Source organism: Rhodanobacter umsongensis (assembly GCF_042654965.1).
Classification (GTDB): Bacteria; Pseudomonadota; Gammaproteobacteria; order Xanthomonadales; family Rhodanobacteraceae; genus Rhodanobacter; species Rhodanobacter umsongensis.
The window spans coordinates 201686-217051 of sequence record NZ_JBHSMK010000003.1 but is presented as its reverse complement, the minus strand read 5'-3'; the positions used below and the strand labels follow the sequence as shown (position 1 = coordinate 217051).

At 65.7% G+C, this 15366-nt stretch carries 14 protein-coding genes and 2 pseudogenes; 3 read left to right on the top strand and 13 right to left on the bottom strand.

What is annotated here, in order from left to right:
* Position 1: 1 nt before the first annotated feature.
* Complete coding sequence (locus ACFPME_RS06230) at positions 2-1225, top strand: ABC transporter permease (RefSeq protein WP_377303198.1); 1224 nt, start codon at positions 2-4, stop codon at positions 1223-1225.
* Between the two features lie 168 nt (positions 1226-1393).
* Entirely contained in the window at positions 1394-1570 is a 177-nt protein-coding gene (locus ACFPME_RS06225) for a hypothetical protein (RefSeq protein WP_377303196.1), read from the top strand.
* 17 nt (positions 1571-1587) lie between these two features.
* Here ACFPME_RS06225 and ACFPME_RS06220 read toward each other — a convergent pair whose 3' ends face one another.
* The 8 genes and pseudogenes from ACFPME_RS06220 to ACFPME_RS06185 form a co-directional block, all read right to left on the bottom strand.
* The gene (locus ACFPME_RS06220; protein WP_377303194.1) at positions 1588-2481 is read right to left on the bottom strand and encodes a UbiA prenyltransferase family protein; all 894 of its coding nucleotides are present in this window, start codon (positions 2479-2481) and stop codon (positions 1588-1590) included.
* 5 nt (positions 2482-2486) lie between these two features.
* Positions 2487-3197 (bottom strand): bifunctional 2-polyprenyl-6-hydroxyphenol methylase/3-demethylubiquinol 3-O-methyltransferase UbiG, encoded by a 711-nt coding sequence (gene ubiG / locus ACFPME_RS06215; protein ID WP_377303192.1) that lies wholly within the window; start codon positions 3195-3197, stop codon positions 2487-2489.
* Positions 3175-4326, bottom strand: a complete 1152-nt coding sequence (locus ACFPME_RS06210) for a sedoheptulose 7-phosphate cyclase (protein ID WP_377303190.1) — start codon at positions 4324-4326, stop codon at positions 3175-3177. The genes ubiG and ACFPME_RS06210 overlap by 23 nt, the downstream gene beginning before the upstream one ends.
* Positions 4323-4808, bottom strand: coding sequence for an S-ribosylhomocysteine lyase (locus ACFPME_RS06205; RefSeq protein WP_377303188.1), 486 nt, complete (start codon positions 4806-4808; stop codon positions 4323-4325). Before ACFPME_RS06205 ends, ACFPME_RS06210 begins: the two co-directional genes overlap by 4 nt.
* A gap of 28 nt (positions 4809-4836) precedes the next feature.
* The gene (locus tag ACFPME_RS06200) at positions 4837-6078 is read right to left on the bottom strand and encodes a sugar phosphate isomerase/epimerase family protein (RefSeq protein ID WP_377303186.1); all 1242 of its coding nucleotides are present in this window, start codon (positions 6076-6078) and stop codon (positions 4837-4839) included.
* Positions 6079-6327: 249 nt separating this feature from the next.
* Positions 6328-7029, bottom strand: a pseudogene (locus ACFPME_RS06195) (c-type cytochrome); the annotation flags it as partial.
* A 15-nt stretch (positions 7030-7044) separates the two neighbouring features.
* Positions 7045-7227, bottom strand: a pseudogene (locus tag ACFPME_RS06190) (transposase); the annotation flags it as partial.
* Between the two features lie 111 nt (positions 7228-7338).
* Complete coding sequence (locus tag ACFPME_RS06185) at positions 7339-8250, bottom strand: LysR substrate-binding domain-containing protein (RefSeq protein WP_377303184.1); 912 nt, start codon at positions 8248-8250, stop codon at positions 7339-7341.
* Between the two features lie 118 nt (positions 8251-8368).
* Between ACFPME_RS06185 and ACFPME_RS06180 the strand changes: the two genes are divergently transcribed.
* Positions 8369-9244 carry a PhzF family phenazine biosynthesis protein gene (locus ACFPME_RS06180; RefSeq protein WP_377303182.1) on the top strand — a complete coding sequence of 292 codons (876 nt, stop codon included), beginning with the start codon at positions 8369-8371 and terminating at the stop codon, positions 9242-9244.
* Positions 9245-9835: 591 nt separating this feature from the next.
* Here ACFPME_RS06180 and ACFPME_RS06175 read toward each other — a convergent pair.
* The 5 genes from ACFPME_RS06175 to ACFPME_RS06155 all read right to left on the bottom strand — a co-directional run bounded on the left by ACFPME_RS06175 (position 9836) and on the right by ACFPME_RS06155 (position 15086).
* A complete protein-coding gene (locus ACFPME_RS06175; RefSeq protein WP_377303180.1) occupies positions 9836-10690 on the bottom strand; it encodes an alpha/beta fold hydrolase in 855 nt (284 codons plus the stop codon).
* 122 nt (positions 10691-10812) lie between these two features.
* Positions 10813-11313 (bottom strand): SRPBCC family protein, encoded by a 501-nt coding sequence (locus ACFPME_RS06170; protein WP_377303178.1) that lies wholly within the window; start codon positions 11311-11313, stop codon positions 10813-10815.
* Positions 11291-11689, bottom strand: a complete 399-nt coding sequence (locus ACFPME_RS06165; RefSeq protein ID WP_377303176.1) for an ArsR/SmtB family transcription factor — start codon at positions 11687-11689, stop codon at positions 11291-11293. Before ACFPME_RS06165 ends, ACFPME_RS06170 begins: the two co-directional genes overlap by 23 nt.
* Positions 11690-12333: 644 nt before the next feature.
* Positions 12334-14073: an ATP-binding cassette domain-containing protein gene (locus ACFPME_RS06160; protein ID WP_377303174.1), complete on the bottom strand. Its 1740-nt coding sequence runs from the start codon at positions 14071-14073 to the stop codon at positions 12334-12336.
* Positions 14070-15086 carry a phosphoenolpyruvate carboxykinase (ATP) gene (locus ACFPME_RS06155; RefSeq protein ID WP_377303172.1) on the bottom strand — a complete coding sequence of 339 codons (1017 nt, stop codon included), beginning with the start codon at positions 15084-15086 and terminating at the stop codon, positions 14070-14072. Before ACFPME_RS06155 ends, ACFPME_RS06160 begins: the two co-directional genes overlap by 4 nt.
* Positions 15087-15366: the final 280 nt, after the last annotated feature.

Below are 15366 nucleotides of genomic sequence, written 5' to 3'. Positions count from 1 at the left end.
CGTGAACGTCTACCCCATCCTCGTGGCATTACGGCGGCACAAGGCCGCCGTGCTCCTCATCGTGTTGCAGATCGCGCTGACCTTGGCGATCGTCGCCAATGCCTTTTTCATTGTCGGCCATACCATCGAACGCATGACTCGGACGTCTGGGCTGGATGAAAATGGCCTGATTTTCGTTTGGCAGAAGTTGCCCGTCGTAACCGGCGATGCGGCCACCATCATCGAAAAGATCGATGCCATGCAGCGCGCGGATCTGCAGGCGATACGGAATCTGCCGGATGTGCAGGATGCCACGGCAACCGCAAGTTTCCCTCTGCTCCAGGGCGATGGCGAAGGTGATATTTCCCTCGATGCGGAGCACAAAGGCGGGTTCGTGCACGCGGCCTACTATTACGGCGACGAGCACTTGCGGGCGACCTTCGGCGCGCGCCTGATCGCCGGCCGTGACTTCTACGCCAGCGAGATCCGACACGGACAAGGACTGCCGGGCTCACCGGTCATCATTGTGAGCAAGGCGCTGGCCGACCAACTTTTCCCGAGCGGCAATGCACTCGGTCGGACGGTATACCAGGATGGCAAGCTGGCGACGATCGTGGGCATCGTGGAGCATCTGCGGACACCGACCACGGACGACAGCAACTGGGCCGACAACTCGGCAATCGAGCCGTTGCGGGAAGATGTCTTCTGGACGGGTTATGTGATCCGCGCTCGCGGTGGCCGCACGACGGCGGCGATACGCGATATCCACAAGGCGCTTTATGACCTGAACCCGATGCGCCACATGCCCCGGGGTGCCGGCATCCATCCGGTCAACGAGATGCGTGCCTCGTACTATGACGACGAACGCGGCGTCGCGCTGCTGATGAGCGTGATTTGCCTCATCCTGCTGAGTGTCACCGCCGCAGGCATCGTCGGCCTGACCAGTTTCTGGGTGGGCCAGCGGCATCGGCAGATCGGCGTGCGGCGGGCACTGGGCGCCAGAAAGGTCGACATACTGCGTTACTTCCAGATCGAGAACCTGCTGATCGCCGGCAGCGGCGCGGTCATCGGCGCGCTGTGTGCCTTCGGCCTCAACGCATGGCTGATGAAGCATTACGAGATGATTCATCTTCCGCTGTCCTACGTGGCAGCAGGCGTACTTGCCATGCTCGTGCTCGGCCAGGCTGCGGTGCTGGTACCGGCGCGCCGTGCTTCCAACGTGCCGCCGGTCGTGGCGACACGATAGGTTTGGACATTGAATCCTTGATCAGCAGAGTTTGGTCTTTCTAGTCAAATTCATCGCTCTACGCGGAGAGTGACTTTCCAGAAAACGGACACTCGCCACCGGCAGCTTCGGGTCGATCTCTGCCTGTCGTAGGCTTGCGTGACCCACACGAACTGGGAACACGTGGGCGTGAAACCGGACATCGCGGTCCCCGCGGCGAAGGCCCAGCAAACCGCCTATGTCGCCATTCTGAAAACGCTGCTCGCCAAGGCGACCGACCCAGAAAAACGCGGAGCACTGCAGCACGACCTGACCAATGCTGAAAAAGGCGATAGCGATCCGCCGAGCTACTCGCCACCGCAGTAAGCGCCGTCTCCTCCACCTCAGCGGATCAGCACGAACACCGTGACGATCGTCAGCAGCGCCAGCGGATACAGGCTGGCGCGGTCGAACAGGCGCGCGGCCTGGCGGCCGTCCAGCGTGCGTGCGAGCCGGATCGCCGGCGGCAGCAGCAGGCCGGCGCCGGCGGCGAGGATGGCGAGCTGAAACGGCCAGCCGCCCGCCAGCGGCGACAGGCGCGGCAGCAGCGCGCTGGCCAGCACGGTCAGGCCCAGGCTGATCACCACCAGCACGCTGGCGGTGCGCAGGCCAAGGACCAGCGGAATGGTGCGCGCGCCGATGCGACGGTCTTCCTCGATGTCGTTCCAGTCCGCCGGGATGTTCTGCCCGCCGATTTCCCACAGCATCAGCCAGACCAGCATCCCCAGCAGCCCCGACCACGGCGGCGCGGGGATCACCGCGAACACGGCGGCGACCGGGCCGGCCGACTTGACCAGGCCGCTGACCACGGTGCGCCACCAGCTGACCTTCAGCAGCTTGACGTAGACCACCTCCAGCGCCGCCGCGGCGAACACGATGAGCAGGATCTTCGGGTTCAGCAGCCAGGTGCCGAGCACGGCCAGCGCGAACCAGAAGCCGAACCACGCCAGCGCGCCCTTCATGCTGATCAGGTTCTGCGCCAGCGGGTAGCGCATGGCGGACGCCTCGACCGCGTAGCCAGGGGTGATCCCGCCGGCGACCTTTTCCTGGTCGTCCTTCACCCCGATCAGGTCGTTCAGCGCGTAGATGGCCGTATAGCCGGCCAGCGCCGTCGCCAGGCACAGCGCCAGTACCTGCCACGACGGGAAGTGCCCCAGCCACAGCAGTGCGACGAAACCGGGCATGGCGATGTCGAGCACGCCGTGGACGGAACGCGACAAGGCGAGAAAACGTCGCATGGAGGTCAGCCCTTCCTGGCGAAGCAGGCCATGTAGTTGATGTCTTCGCGGTTCGGCGCGACCCGGAACCGGCGCGTGAGCGGGTTGTACATGAGGCTGCCCACCGCCTTGAACTCGAGCCCCGCGGCAGCGGCCCACGCGCGCATCTCCACCGGCCGGATCAGCTTGCGGTAGCTGTGGGTGCCGCGCGGCAGCAGGCCGAGGATGTATTCGCCGGCCACGATGGCGAAGGCGAACGCCTTGAACGTGCGGTTGATGGTGGAGAAGAACGCCACACCGCCGGGCTTGAGCAAGGCGGCGCAGGCGGCGATGACTCGTTCCGGCCGCGGCACGTGCTCGAGCATTTCCATGCAGGTGACGGCGTCGAAGCTGCCGGCTTCCTCGCGCGCGAGGGTTTCCGCGTCGAGGTAGCGGTAATCGATGGCGAGCCCGCCGCGCTCGGCATGCTGGCGGGCGATGTCCAGCGACAGCTGCGACAGGTCGATGCCGGTCACCCGCGCGCCGGTCCGGGCCAGCGCCTCGGCCAGGATGCCGCCGCCGCAGCCCACGTCCACGACGCGCGGCGCGGGCACGCCGATGCGGTCGGTGATGAAGCGCAGGCGCAGCTCGTTGATCGCGTGCAGCTGTCCCATCTTGCCGTGCGGGTCCCACCACAGTTGGGCAATGCGGTTGAAGTGGGCGATTTCCGCGGCATCAACATTCGGCGATTCGGTCATGGTCTGTCGTGGTCCGGTCATGCAACGTCTGGATGGAAGCTTCGATTTCCGCTCGCGCGATGTCGTTGACGAACACGCATTCGCCGACCGCCGCGGGCAGCGGCACGCGCTGCAGGCCGTTGCGGTGTTCGACGCGGTCGAGCAGCGATTGCCACATGAGTTCGGCGTCGAGCAGGCCGAGGTCGGGGGCGAGTTGCAGGTGTTCGATCAGGGCGAAGATCCGTTCGGCCGCGGCCGCGCCGAGCAGGCCGCGCCGCCGCGCGATCGCGGTCGACACCAGGATGTCCAGCAGCACCGCCTCGCCGTGCAGCAGGTCGTCCCCGTGCCGGGTTTCCAGGCCGTAGCTGAAGGTGTGGCCGAAGTCGACCTTGCGCGCCAGCTCTTCCTCGTGCAGGTTCGGCATCAGCTCTTCCAGCATGCCGCCGATGGCGCAGTCGAGGATGTCGCCGCCGTGCGCCTCCTGGAAGGCGCTGGCCAGCGAGGCGGCGCCGTGGCGCTCCAGCAGACCGAACAGCGCAGCGTCGCGGATTACCGCCAACTTGACGATCTCGCACAGGCCGTTGCGCAGGTGGCGCGGCGGCAGGCTGCGCAGCAGGCCGCGGTCCAGCAGCACCCGGCGGGGCGGCTCGAAGTTGCCCAGGCGGTTCTTGCGGTCGTTGAAATTGATCCCGGTCTTGATCCCCACCGCGGCGTCGACGTAACCCATCAGCGTGGTCGGCACCTTGATGTGCGGCACGCCGCGGCGGTAGCTGGCCGCCGCGTAGCCGACCACATCGGTCAGCACGCCGCCGCCGATGGCGATGACCGGCTCGTCGCGGCGATGGATCGGGAAGCCGTCCAGCTCGCGCAGCACCGAGAGCCAGGCCTCCAGCGTCTTGCCGCCCTCGCCGCCCGGCAGGGTGATGATGCGGGCATCGACCCGGTGCTGCGCGAAGTAGGCGCGGATGCGTGCGCCGTGATGGGCGTGCACGCACTCGTCGACCACCACGAAGCGGCGCCCGTCCAGCACGCGCCCCATCGACAGCAGCGCGTCGTTGCGCGGATCGAATACGTCCGCCACGTTGAGCAGGTCGTACTCGATCCGGCGCGTGGCGCTGACCTGCCAGCGCGCGCCCGGCGCGGCGCTCATGCGACGTCACCCCACGCCGCGCGCTGCGCCAGCACCTCGCGTGCGACGGTCTGGGCGCGGGCCAGGTCGTGGTTGCGCCAGTGGCCGCACTGGTCGATGCGCGCATACGGCACGGCGTCGGCGACGAGCACGCCTTCCAGAATGGTTTCGAGTGCGTCCTCGATGACCGCGCGGCGGCCTTCGCCGAGCAGGGTGAGGTAGAAGCCGGTCTGGCAGCCCATCACGCCGACGCCGATGAAATGCCGCGGCAGCAGGCAGCCGTAGCCTTCGAGCAGGAAGTGCTCGATCGAATGCAGCTCGGTGTTGGACAGGCAGGCGTCGGCGTTCGGCCGGCGCAGGCGCAGGTCGACGGCGTAGACGATGTCGCCCGCAGCCGCCGCATGGGCGCCGCGCAGCTTGACGCTGGGCGCCTTCAGCCGGCGGTGGTCCAGTTCGCCGACGGTGTCGCTGCGCCAGCCCAGTGCCTCGAAGTCGATCATCATGCGTGCTCGGTGGAACGGCCTCGGGCGCTCACGCCGGCTGCGCGATCGCGGCCAGGTGGCGATAGCTGTCGTCGAGGGCCTGCTGCCAGCCCTCGACGTGGTGGTAGAGCTCGACCGAGCCGAAGCCGTCGAAGCCGTGCGCGTTCAGCGCGCGGAAACTGGCGGCCAGGTCCAGCGTGCCTTCGCCGGGAATCTCGTGGAAATGCACGATGCCGGTGCGGGTGTTGGCGACCATCCGCTCGAACAGCGCGGGACCGCGCACGCCGCGCAGGTGGGCGACGATCGGCCAGGCCCGTTCGAGCACGTCGAAGCTCAGCCCCGGCACCGAGATCAGGTAGGTGAAGATCTCGTCGTCCAGCGGCGAGGCGCCGGCGTACAGGCTGCCGTAGTCGACCACGCCCGCCGCCCGCGCGATGCCGGCCTGCGCCAGCAGGGCATCGATGCGCCGGCGCCGCGCCGGGTCGGGTGCGCAGTCGGCGAAGTACAGCGGATGGCGGCGGTCCAGCAGCAGGTAGTCCGCCGTGCCGGGAAAATAGACCAGCACGCTGGCGGCATCGAGGTCGAGTTCCGGCAACGCATCGTCGCGCACGATGCGCAGGTTGCGCCCCTCGCGCGCGTCGGAGATGTGCAGGTAGCGGGCGAACGGCGCCGCCTGCGCCAGCGCGCCGATGTAGTCCGGTTCGGAGCAGTAGGCGTGGCAGATGTCGATGTGCAGCGCGAAGCGCGGCGAGCCGACCGCGCGGATCAGCGCCAGCCCCTGCTCCAGCGTCTCGACGTACATGCCCGGCTCGGGCTCGATCAGCAGCGTGATGTCCTCGCCGTCGCGGATCTCGCGCAGGCATTCGCGGATGCTTTCCGCCAGCAGCTCGCCCGGATCGGGCTGCGGCTGGCGCACATGCTCATCGCGCAGGAAACCACTGCCGAAGGTGACCAGCTTCACGCCCAGCCGCCGTGCCACGCGGATGCCGCGCTTGACGAGGTCGATGCGGCGCTTGCGCCCGGCCGCGTCCAGCGTCAGCAGCGACGGTTCGTGCGGCCGCGACGGGGTGAAGAAGTGCGAGGCGGTGGCCACGCAGGCCGGCACGATGCGCGCCGCGTCCAGCCGCGCGCGCACGGCGTCGAGGTCGGTCTCGTCGAGGTTGAAGGGGTTGAACTGCTCGCGGTGGAAGGACAGCTCGATCCCCGCGTAACCGGCCCTGGCCACCGCGTCGATGGCCTGCAGGAACGGCAGCTGGGTGAGACCGAAGGTGCTGTAGCTGAGCTGGATCATGCCGGGGACCGTGGTGAGCAAGCGGTGGATGGCTATCCCGCGCAGCGTGCTGGCGCACCGATACGCCCGCCATGACCCACGTCAAATTGCGCCCGTGGCGCCGCCGCAGGCGCACGAAAACTCCGGATGCCGACGATCAAATGCCCCACGCGGACAGGGCAGAAGGATCAGCAGCGCACCCCACCTCGCCCTCCCCTGCAAGCAGGAGATGGCGCTGCACGCAACGCGAAGGGAAACTCCGGCGGCCGCTCAGTCGACCGGCGTATTGCGGTAGTTGCCGACGTCGGCAGGCTGCACCGCGCCGGCCTGGTTCGACCACGACTGGCGGATGTAGCCGACCACCGCGGCGACGTCCTCGTCGCTGAGCCGTTGCGCGAACGGCGGCATCGAGTACGGCTGCGGGTTGCCGGCGGTGGTCGGGGCGAAGCCGCCGAGCAGCACGCTGCGGATCGCGTTGATGCCGGTCGGTTCGGTGACCGAGGTATAGCCGTCCAGCGGCGGGATCTGCCCGCCGGTGAGGTGGCGGTCCTGCTCGATGCCGCCGAGCGAGTCGCGCGTGGTGTGGCATTCGTTGCAATGGCCCAGGCCCTGCACCAGGTAGGCGCCGCGGTTCCATGCGGGCGACTTCGCCGGGTCGGGCTTGAACTCGCCCGGCTTGAAGTACAGCGCGCGCCACGCCACCAGGCTGCTGCGCACGTTGTAGGGAAACTCCAGCCCCAATGCCACATCCGGGCGCCGCACCGGCGGCAGCGACTTCAGGTAGGCGAAGATCGCCAGCGCGTCGCTGCGGGTCACCCGGGTGAACGAGGTGTACAGCAACTCGCCCTGGCGGCCCCTGCCTTCGTGCAGCCAGAAATCGTCGAAGGTCCACGCGCCGATACCGGTGTCCGGATCGGGCGTGATGTTCTGCGCCGGCACGTCGCCGAACGGCGTGCCCAGCGAGCGGCCGCCGGGGCCCTGCTACTACTGACCTATGCCATTGGGAAACGCATGCTGCGGATCGGCCGCAAGCTCCCGCACCCATTTGCGCAGTACGTTCTCGTGTAGATCCAGATCACGCGCCGCCTGACTGATCGCTACGCCGCGCTCCTTGACCAGCCGCACCGCTTCACGCTTGAACTCGCTGCTGAATGTTCTTCTCGTTGCCATGCACCACCTCCGGTTTCATCATCACACCTAAACTCGGTGTCTGTGAAACCGGCAGCAGTCCATTCCTTTCTGCTCGTCAGGGGCTTAGTTGGGAGCGTCCGAGCTGTGGGGCTAGAACCCGTTACACGTTGCGGCGGTCTTCGCCATGACGCTCAGAAGCCAGGCCCTCAAAGCAACAATATCGGGGCGCGTCTCCAAATCCGACGCGCAGGCGAAGTGATAGGTTTCGCCGCGGAGAACTGGCGCGAACGGCGCTACGAGCAGGCCAGCGACCAACGCATCCGAGACGAGGACCAGACTGACAATTGCGATGCCGTGACCTGCGATGGCAGCCTGCACGGCCAGCGCGCTGTCGGGAAATCGCACCCCTGTCTGCGTATCCACATTGAGGAGACCTGCTTCGGCACACCAGCGCGTCCAATCGGGAGTTGGCGTGGGCACCTGACGGCCGTCGATATGAATCAACGTGGCCTGTCGCAGATCGTCTAGCTTCGACAATCCCAGCATGGGACTGCAGACCGGGCCAAAGACGTCATCCCGAAGCGGAACGGTTGCGACTCGAGCGAACGGCCCTTTTCCATAACGTACGGCAGCGTCTACTCCTCCCGATCGCAACTCAACGATTGCGTCCGATGCGTGCAGGCGCAGGTCGACATCAGGGAGAAGCCGACTCAATTCGGTCAGTCTCGGCACCAACCAGTGGCTCAAGAACGCTGTGGTGGAGCTCAACGTCAGGATCGCCGATTCCTGCCGCAAGCGCAGATGCGCCACCGCCTTAGCGATTTCTGCAAAGCCGGACGTGGTTGCTTCATAGAGCACACTACCCTCCGCCGTCAGCCTGACCGCACGAGGAGAGCGCTCAAGCATACGAAGTCCCAAATGCGCTTCGAGCTGTCGAATCTGATGGCTGATCGCGGTGGGTGTGACGAACAGCTCTTCCGCCGCTGCCTTGAAGCTGGATCGCCGAGCGACTGCTTCGAAGGCGCGCAAGGAGCTCAGAGGTGGAAGGCTGTGAATGGCCATGATGAATCCATTTCATCTAAAAGTTGAAGATTACGAAATTGAACTAGGTAGTCAAGCAACATAAATTGATCAACAGTCATCAATGATGATCTGAATTCACTTTTAGGAAGGGTGGAACATGGCGCAATTAACTGCCGGTTTAATTGATGTCTTCGCCGAGAGTCCCTTGGGCGGAAATCCCTTGGCCGTGGTCGAGCATGCCGATGGGCTTTCGGACGCTCAGATGCGACGCATTGCCGGCGAGTTCAACCAGGCCGAAACCACGTTCCTGATGACAAGCAAACGGGCCGACTGCAAGCTGCGCTCGTTTACAGCCAGCGGCGCGGAAGTATTCGGTGCGGGCCACAACGCGCTCGGCGCGTGGTTGTGGATGGGTGAACATGGTCAGCTGGGGTCGCTCGCCGCTCCAAGGACGTTTCGGCAGGAAATCGGCGACGAGGTGCTGCCTATCACACTGGTGAAAGCGGACGACCGTGTCCACGGTCGCATGCGACAAGCAGCTTTGCGTTTGTCGCCACCTTTGGCCACGACGGACCGTCTGGCTGAAGCACTAGGGCTCAATCCGGATGATGTTGTGCCACTACCTGCTGCGCGCGCTGCCGATACCGGGGCTGCGCATCTCATGGTCCGCTTGAGCAATGCCCAGGCCGTTGACCGCGCGGCGCCAGTTGCGCAGGCGCTCCTGGCTGTCCTCGGGACCGCAGGAGCCGAAGGCTGCTACGTCTATGCCTTTGATCCAGCCTCGCCGAACACGGCCTATGCGCGCTTCTTCAACCCGACCGTAGGGCTGTGGGAGGACGCCGCGACGGGTACTGCTGCTGGCCCCTTGTGCGCTTATCTGGGTGCCGAAAGTCTATTGAATACCGAGAAAACTCTCGTCATTGAGCAGGGAGTAAAGATGGGGCGGCGGAGCTTGCTGCAGGTGTGTCTGACGCCCAACCCGGAATTGTCGGGGACCGGCATCGTTGCGTTGCGCGGAACACTTACGCTCTAGCCTGTCATTACTCCAATGCGCTGATGTCTCACTAATTTCTTGAAGACTTCAAACAGGCGACGGTCAAGCGTCGTGTTCGTGCACCAGTCGAGTCAACCTAGGAGTCGTGTCATCAAGACGCCACTACGAAATTAGTCGTTTGAAAGCAGCGGCGCCCCCCTGTTTTGAGTAGCACATAGGTTTTGAGTCCAATCCGCCATCCGAAAGCTTCCCTTCCGGCCATGGCCAACTTATGGTTTAGGCGGCCGGCCAATTTATGGTTTAAAGAACACCGATTGCGGGGCCAAGCATAGTTTGGCCACTGCCGCCAAGAAGCTTCGTTTCGTCTTTATGGAAGTACGGAAAGGTCTGCCGTCGGCCAAGACCTGACATTGCCGAACTACAAAGCCAACCCCAAGCCCGTCGAGAAGAATTGCTCGAAGCCGGCAACTATGAAGGCTGGTGCCTGCCGCGAGCTAGGCACCGCACATCACGACCATGCTCACCCATGGACCATCATGTGTCCGCGGTGGCATGCCCGATGTTCAAAACATCGAAGGACAAACGCAACTCTCCCGCGCCCTGATAGCTCCGTGAGCGCTTCGCAGGCTCCTAACCTGCTGCCTTCAATGCAGCTCCAAGGAAGCGCGCGACGATCTCCGGCAGCACCGGCTCGACAGCGAGCGTGTAGTGGGTGGTGTTCGGCACGATGGCGAGCTGGTTTGCGGGCCGCAGGGAGCCGTCGATCCCGGCATCGCGCTGGCCGCCGCCCAGCGCCTTCCAGAACTCGACCATGTGTTCGGGCCGGATGGCGTCGGCATCGGCAAAGACCAGCAGTGTGCGTGCCTGAAGCCTGGCGACGTCGGCGCTCCAGTCGAAGGGACGTTTGGTCAGGTCGCCGACCTTCCTGAAGAGGTTGGTCCAATCGACATCGGGATAGGCCTGCCCCAACGGTGATGCCTTGACGCCAGGGCCGAACGTGGCAGCGTTGGCCTCCAGCTGTTTGAAGGCCGCCACCCCCTCCGGATAAAAGCCATCCTGCCTCATCGCCGCGGACACGAGCACGAGCCGGTCGACCACGTCCGGATGGCGGATGGCAGTCTGCAGCGCGACGCCGGCGCCCAGCGAGTAGCCCATGACGTCGGCCTTGCCGAGGTTCAGATGGCCGATCAGGGCGGCAACGTCGTCGCCCATCGTTTCACTGCGCAGTGGCCTGTCGGTGTCTGGTGTGCGCCCATGTGCCTGGAGATGGATGGCGATCACCTGCCGCCCCTTGGCCAGTTCGGCCAGATTGCTCCCGAAGCTGTCTGGGTTGATGCCACCGTGGAGAAGAATGAGCGGCTTGCCGGCGCCGCGCACGCTGTAGAAGAGATGCTGGCCGTTGACGTCGGCAAAATTGGCATTCGACGTGGCTGGAGCCTCCTTGGCTTGAAGAGGAAGGATCGCAGCCAGCACTGCGGTCGCCATGGCAGTTTTCAGGAAATCGCGTCTGAGCATATCGTCCTCACAGGCCGCCGAACTGGCCAGCGCGGCGGCGATCGTGTTTTTTCCTCGGCATCCCTTCTATTCGCCGGTAGCCGCGGTAACGGTCACGATCTGCCTGCGAGCAACTCATCCAGCTGCGCGAACTGCTCGGGCAGGGCTTCCGCCGAGCCGGCGAGGGCTTCGTCGAGGGCCGCTTTCGTGGGGTAGAGCTCGTGCAGGGTAACCAGCGTCCTGCCGGCATCTTCTTCGAACGTCACCGTGGTCACGGCGCCCTGATCGCTTTCTTCGTTCGTCCATACGATGCGCTTGTGCGGCGTCACTTCCCTGTACTTGCCGAAGAACGCCATCGGTTGATCGGAAGCCGGATGACGGAAGACGAGGCGATACGTCCCCCCGGTGCGCACATCCATGTCGCACGAGAGCAGCGACAGGCCCGCCGACTTCGGGACCCACCAACGCTCGAACAGTTCGGGTTTGCTCCACGCCTCGAAGACGATGTGCGCGGGGGCATTGAATGTTCGCGTCACGACGAGTTCGCGGTCGGCCTTGCGTTCCACCGCGGTGCGGTTCATGGCGGCGGGACTACCTTCTTTTGCTTTGGGCATCTGTCTTCTCCTTGCATTTCAAGTGTGCGACAAGCTCGTCCAGTGCGTCGAAGCGTGCGCTCCAGAGTTGGCGGTGCCGCTCGATCCAGGCGGCTTCTTCTTCCAGCCGGCGCAGTCCGAGCTTGCAGGTTCGCACGCGCCCCACTTTCTCCGTGGTCACGAGCCCCGCCTGCTCCAGGACGCTGACGTGCTTCTTCATGCCCGTGAGGGTCATGCGGAATTTTTGGGCAAGGTCCGTGATCGAGGCGTCCGAACCCACGAGCTGCTCCAGTACGCCGCGTCGGGTGACATCGGAGAGCGCGGCGAATGTTGTGTCGAGGCGGGTTTGATAGTGAACCATATGGTTCACTGTAGAGCGCACCTGGGTGATTTGCAAGCAGATGGCCCCACGGGCGCAAATCGCACGCAGCTCCTCCGCCACTCCGAACCCAAACTGCGCATGCCGAGCGTGGGCAAAGGTCCGACCGCGGCTTCGTGGCCGCCGGATCAAGACGTCGGATGAATCGTCAGGGTCGGAAGCCGACAGCGGCCGCTACCGGCCATGATCGAAGTTCGCGACCCTTTGTCCTTCCAGTCGAAGGGTGATGGCCACATGGGGACGACGGCCAAGGGTTTCCCGCCACACAGCGGAGTTGATCAATGGCTCGTGCAATGCGCGCCTTGGCGCTGCTGCGCAGTTGATCGCCCTCCGAGGCAGAGCGCCATCTCTCATGGTCAACATTGTCAGCAGCTATGCCACTTCTGGCGCAAACCGGAGAAGCTCGCCCATAGCTATTCAAAGTGCACGCAGGAACAAAGAAACAACTCTATGTTGCGATTGATGAGATAGCCAAGTACGGAAAGGACACCGTTGATCTGCTCATAGCGAGATGCGTCTTGCAGTTGAGCAATGATTCGGTTCTCTATGCTGGCTGCGACACTTGGATGATCAGGTGGCCAGACTATGGTTTATCTGATCGGCCAATGTATGGCTGACCGCGCACCTGATGCGCATCACATGGCTGGGCGAGAACCGGGCCGTCACGGCTGCAGGGCCGTGCTTCGCAAGAGCGCTTTCGCCGCCACCGTCGTAACGGGATCGCCACTGATCGTCAGGCATTGGTCTGCGATCGCGGACACGCCGGGGCGGTGCGATACGACGATCAGGATCGTCTGCGGCAGGCGGCGCTTCAATGCGCAGAGAACCGCGTTTTCGGAGGCGGCGTCGAGCGCGCTGGTGGCCTCGTCCAGCAGGGCCAGGAACGGCTGGCGCAGGATGACCTGGGCCAGCAGCAGGCGCTGCAGCTCGCCGCCGGAAAGACGGCTGGACGCAGAGTGCAGCGCGGTGTCGAGCCCCTGTTGCGAATCGGCCAGGCGACGGTCGAGACCGACGTCGCGCAATGCGCTTCGCAACGCCTCGTCGGTGGCATCGGGCGCGGCCCACCGCAGGCATTCGCGCACGGAATGCTGCCACGGCCGCACGCTCTGGCCGACATAGGCGCCGCGCCGTACCAGCTCGCGATACTCGTCGAAACCGATGGGCGTTCCGCCGACGCGTGCGATGAACGTCTCCGGCCGCGTCATGCCGGCCAGCACGTCGACCAGGCTGCTCTTGCCGATGCCGGAGTCCCCGCAAACCAGGGTCAGCTCGCCGGGCGCCAGCGTCAGGTCGGTGACGGTCAGGCCGCTCGACGGCGGCGTCCATCGCATCCGTTCGACATGCAGCGCATCACCGCGATACGCCATCCTGCGCGATGGTGCAATCGGCGAGCGGTCGGCATCCAGACGCATGTACCGCTGCCACAGCGCGAATGCCGGGGCCGCCGAGCGCAGCTGCTGGAAGCTCTGCCGCGTCGATACCAGATAGGGCAGCAGCCGCCCGAGCAGCAGGCAGACGGCGACGAGCGATCCCTGGTCGATCCCGCGCCACCGATGGGCGAGCACGAACATCGCCGCAATGCCCGCCGCCGCCAGCAGTTCGAGCAGCAACCGCCCGGAAGCCACCAGTTCCAGTTGGCGTCGATAGCCGTGGCCGAGCCGGGCGGATATGGCGCTGTAGCTTGCCTTTTCGATGGCCTCCTTCTCGAACGAACGGACGTGGCGCAGGCGCCGCGGAAAATCCTCGCTGTGCCAGAACAGCTGCGTCATGTCGACGACGTACTGGCGGCTGACCCGCGATTGTTCGCGGCCGCAGGCACGCGCGGCCAGCAGGCCGAGGGCGGCGAACAGCGGTGCCGCCAGCATCAGCGGCGGCGATACCCAGAACGCGAAGGCGAGGCTGACGGCCGCGGTGACGCCGGCGACCAGCAACTGCTGCAGCGCGCTGAAACCCTGCACGATGAGTTCGACGTTGTGGGTGAGGACGTTGGCGATTTCCGCGGAGGTCGCGTCGGCCAGCGAGGTCAGGGGCGCCTCGATCAGGCGTGCGTGCACCCGCCGCCGCAGGCTCATGCCGTAGCGGCCGACCAGGCGTGCGCCCAGCCGCGCCGCCTGCCAGCGCAGCAAGGCAAAGGAGGTCATCGCCGCAGCAAAGATCGCCGCCTGCGCGTCGACGCCGCGCCGCGCATCGAACAGAGCGCCGCCAAACGCCAGTGCGTGCCGAGGCTGCACCAGCGGCACCAGCAACACGGCGGCCACGCTGCCGGCGAGCGCCGCGCCCAGCGAGAGCGCGACGTAAGCTGCCGTCTCCATCCGTTCGGCAGCGGTGAGCGTGCGCAGCAGCGAACGCAGCAGGTCGCGCGATCGCTCGCGGCTCGGCGACGGTGGGTCCGGCGGTGTCATTGGAGTAGCGATAGCAGCGCGTTGACGGAGTCTCGCGGGTGGCGCCCGCGGCGCAGCTCGTGAACCCCGATATGCGTCAACCGCTGCCCGAAACGATGCCAGCCCGGCTGCGTGGCGGCGTAGGGCTGATCGACGTGCAGCCGCGCGGCAATGTCCCCGGCCGAAACCGGGCTCAACAGGATCGCCGGGTCCTCGGCCGGCTGGCTGCAGACGAACACGGCACCTACCAGTTCCAGCGGCGCCTTGGCGAGCCGGCCATGGCCTGCCCGCAGATCGGCCTCGAACTTGTCGACGCCGCTGCGCCGGCGGATCACGGGAGAGCCGCCGATCCAGTGCCGGGCCGGACCATCCTCCACGAGGCGCAGCACATCGCCCTGCACGTGCAGATAGTTGGCGACGCCGGTGGCGAGCAGGCTTTCCGGCTGCACGAAGACCGCATCCTCGGCGAGGAAGTCCAGCCCCTGCAGCAGACAGTGCAGGGCGAGCGTCGATTTGCCCGAACCGCTCGCGCCCAGCAGCAGGATGCCGCGCCCCTGCCTGCCGACACAGGCGCCGTGCAACGGCACCAGGCCGATGCCGCGCGCCGCCAGCGTGAACACGGCGAACTCGATGAGCTCATAGCGCAGATGGTAGGGGCGGCTCAACATGTCCTGCGAAGCCACCACCAGGCCCCGGCGCTGTGCGGGCGACAGCACCACATAGTTCGACGCATCCATCACGCCGCTGAGCAGGCCGGCGCCCGACTGCGCCTGTACCGGCGGCGGCTCGGCGTGGTCCGCCCGCGACTGCCGCGGCAGCAGACGCAGGTCGATGCGGAACTCCGGGCCGGCCATCGGCAGTTGCTGCGGCGGCAAGCCGGCGTAGGCGGTCTCGACCAGCTGCATCAGCGCCTCGCTGGTGCTCTCGAAGCGGAAACGCGCGCCCAGTATCTGCCGGTGCACGCACAGCTGCTGGCCGGATCGCTCGCCGAACGGGTCGGCGCTGGCGTCGCGAACGTCCTGGCGCACGTTCACGGCCATCGCGGTCGGTCAAACGCGTCGGTGGTTTCGATGGCATGGCGCAGCACGGCTATGCGTCCGCAGAGGTTTGCCCGGTGTGTGCAACTTCAGTATGAAAAGGTTGCCCGCCCGGCGGGCGCCGCGATCGGCGTTGCCCGATTATTTTGTCGCCCGAGGCAACCGAAGATTCGCGCCGGGGCACTCACCTCCCGACACCGGACGGAACGATGAAGCCGGCTCGCCTGCCCGGCGCGGATGCGTGGCGCGGCCGGGCTCCCTGCGGCGACGATTGAGG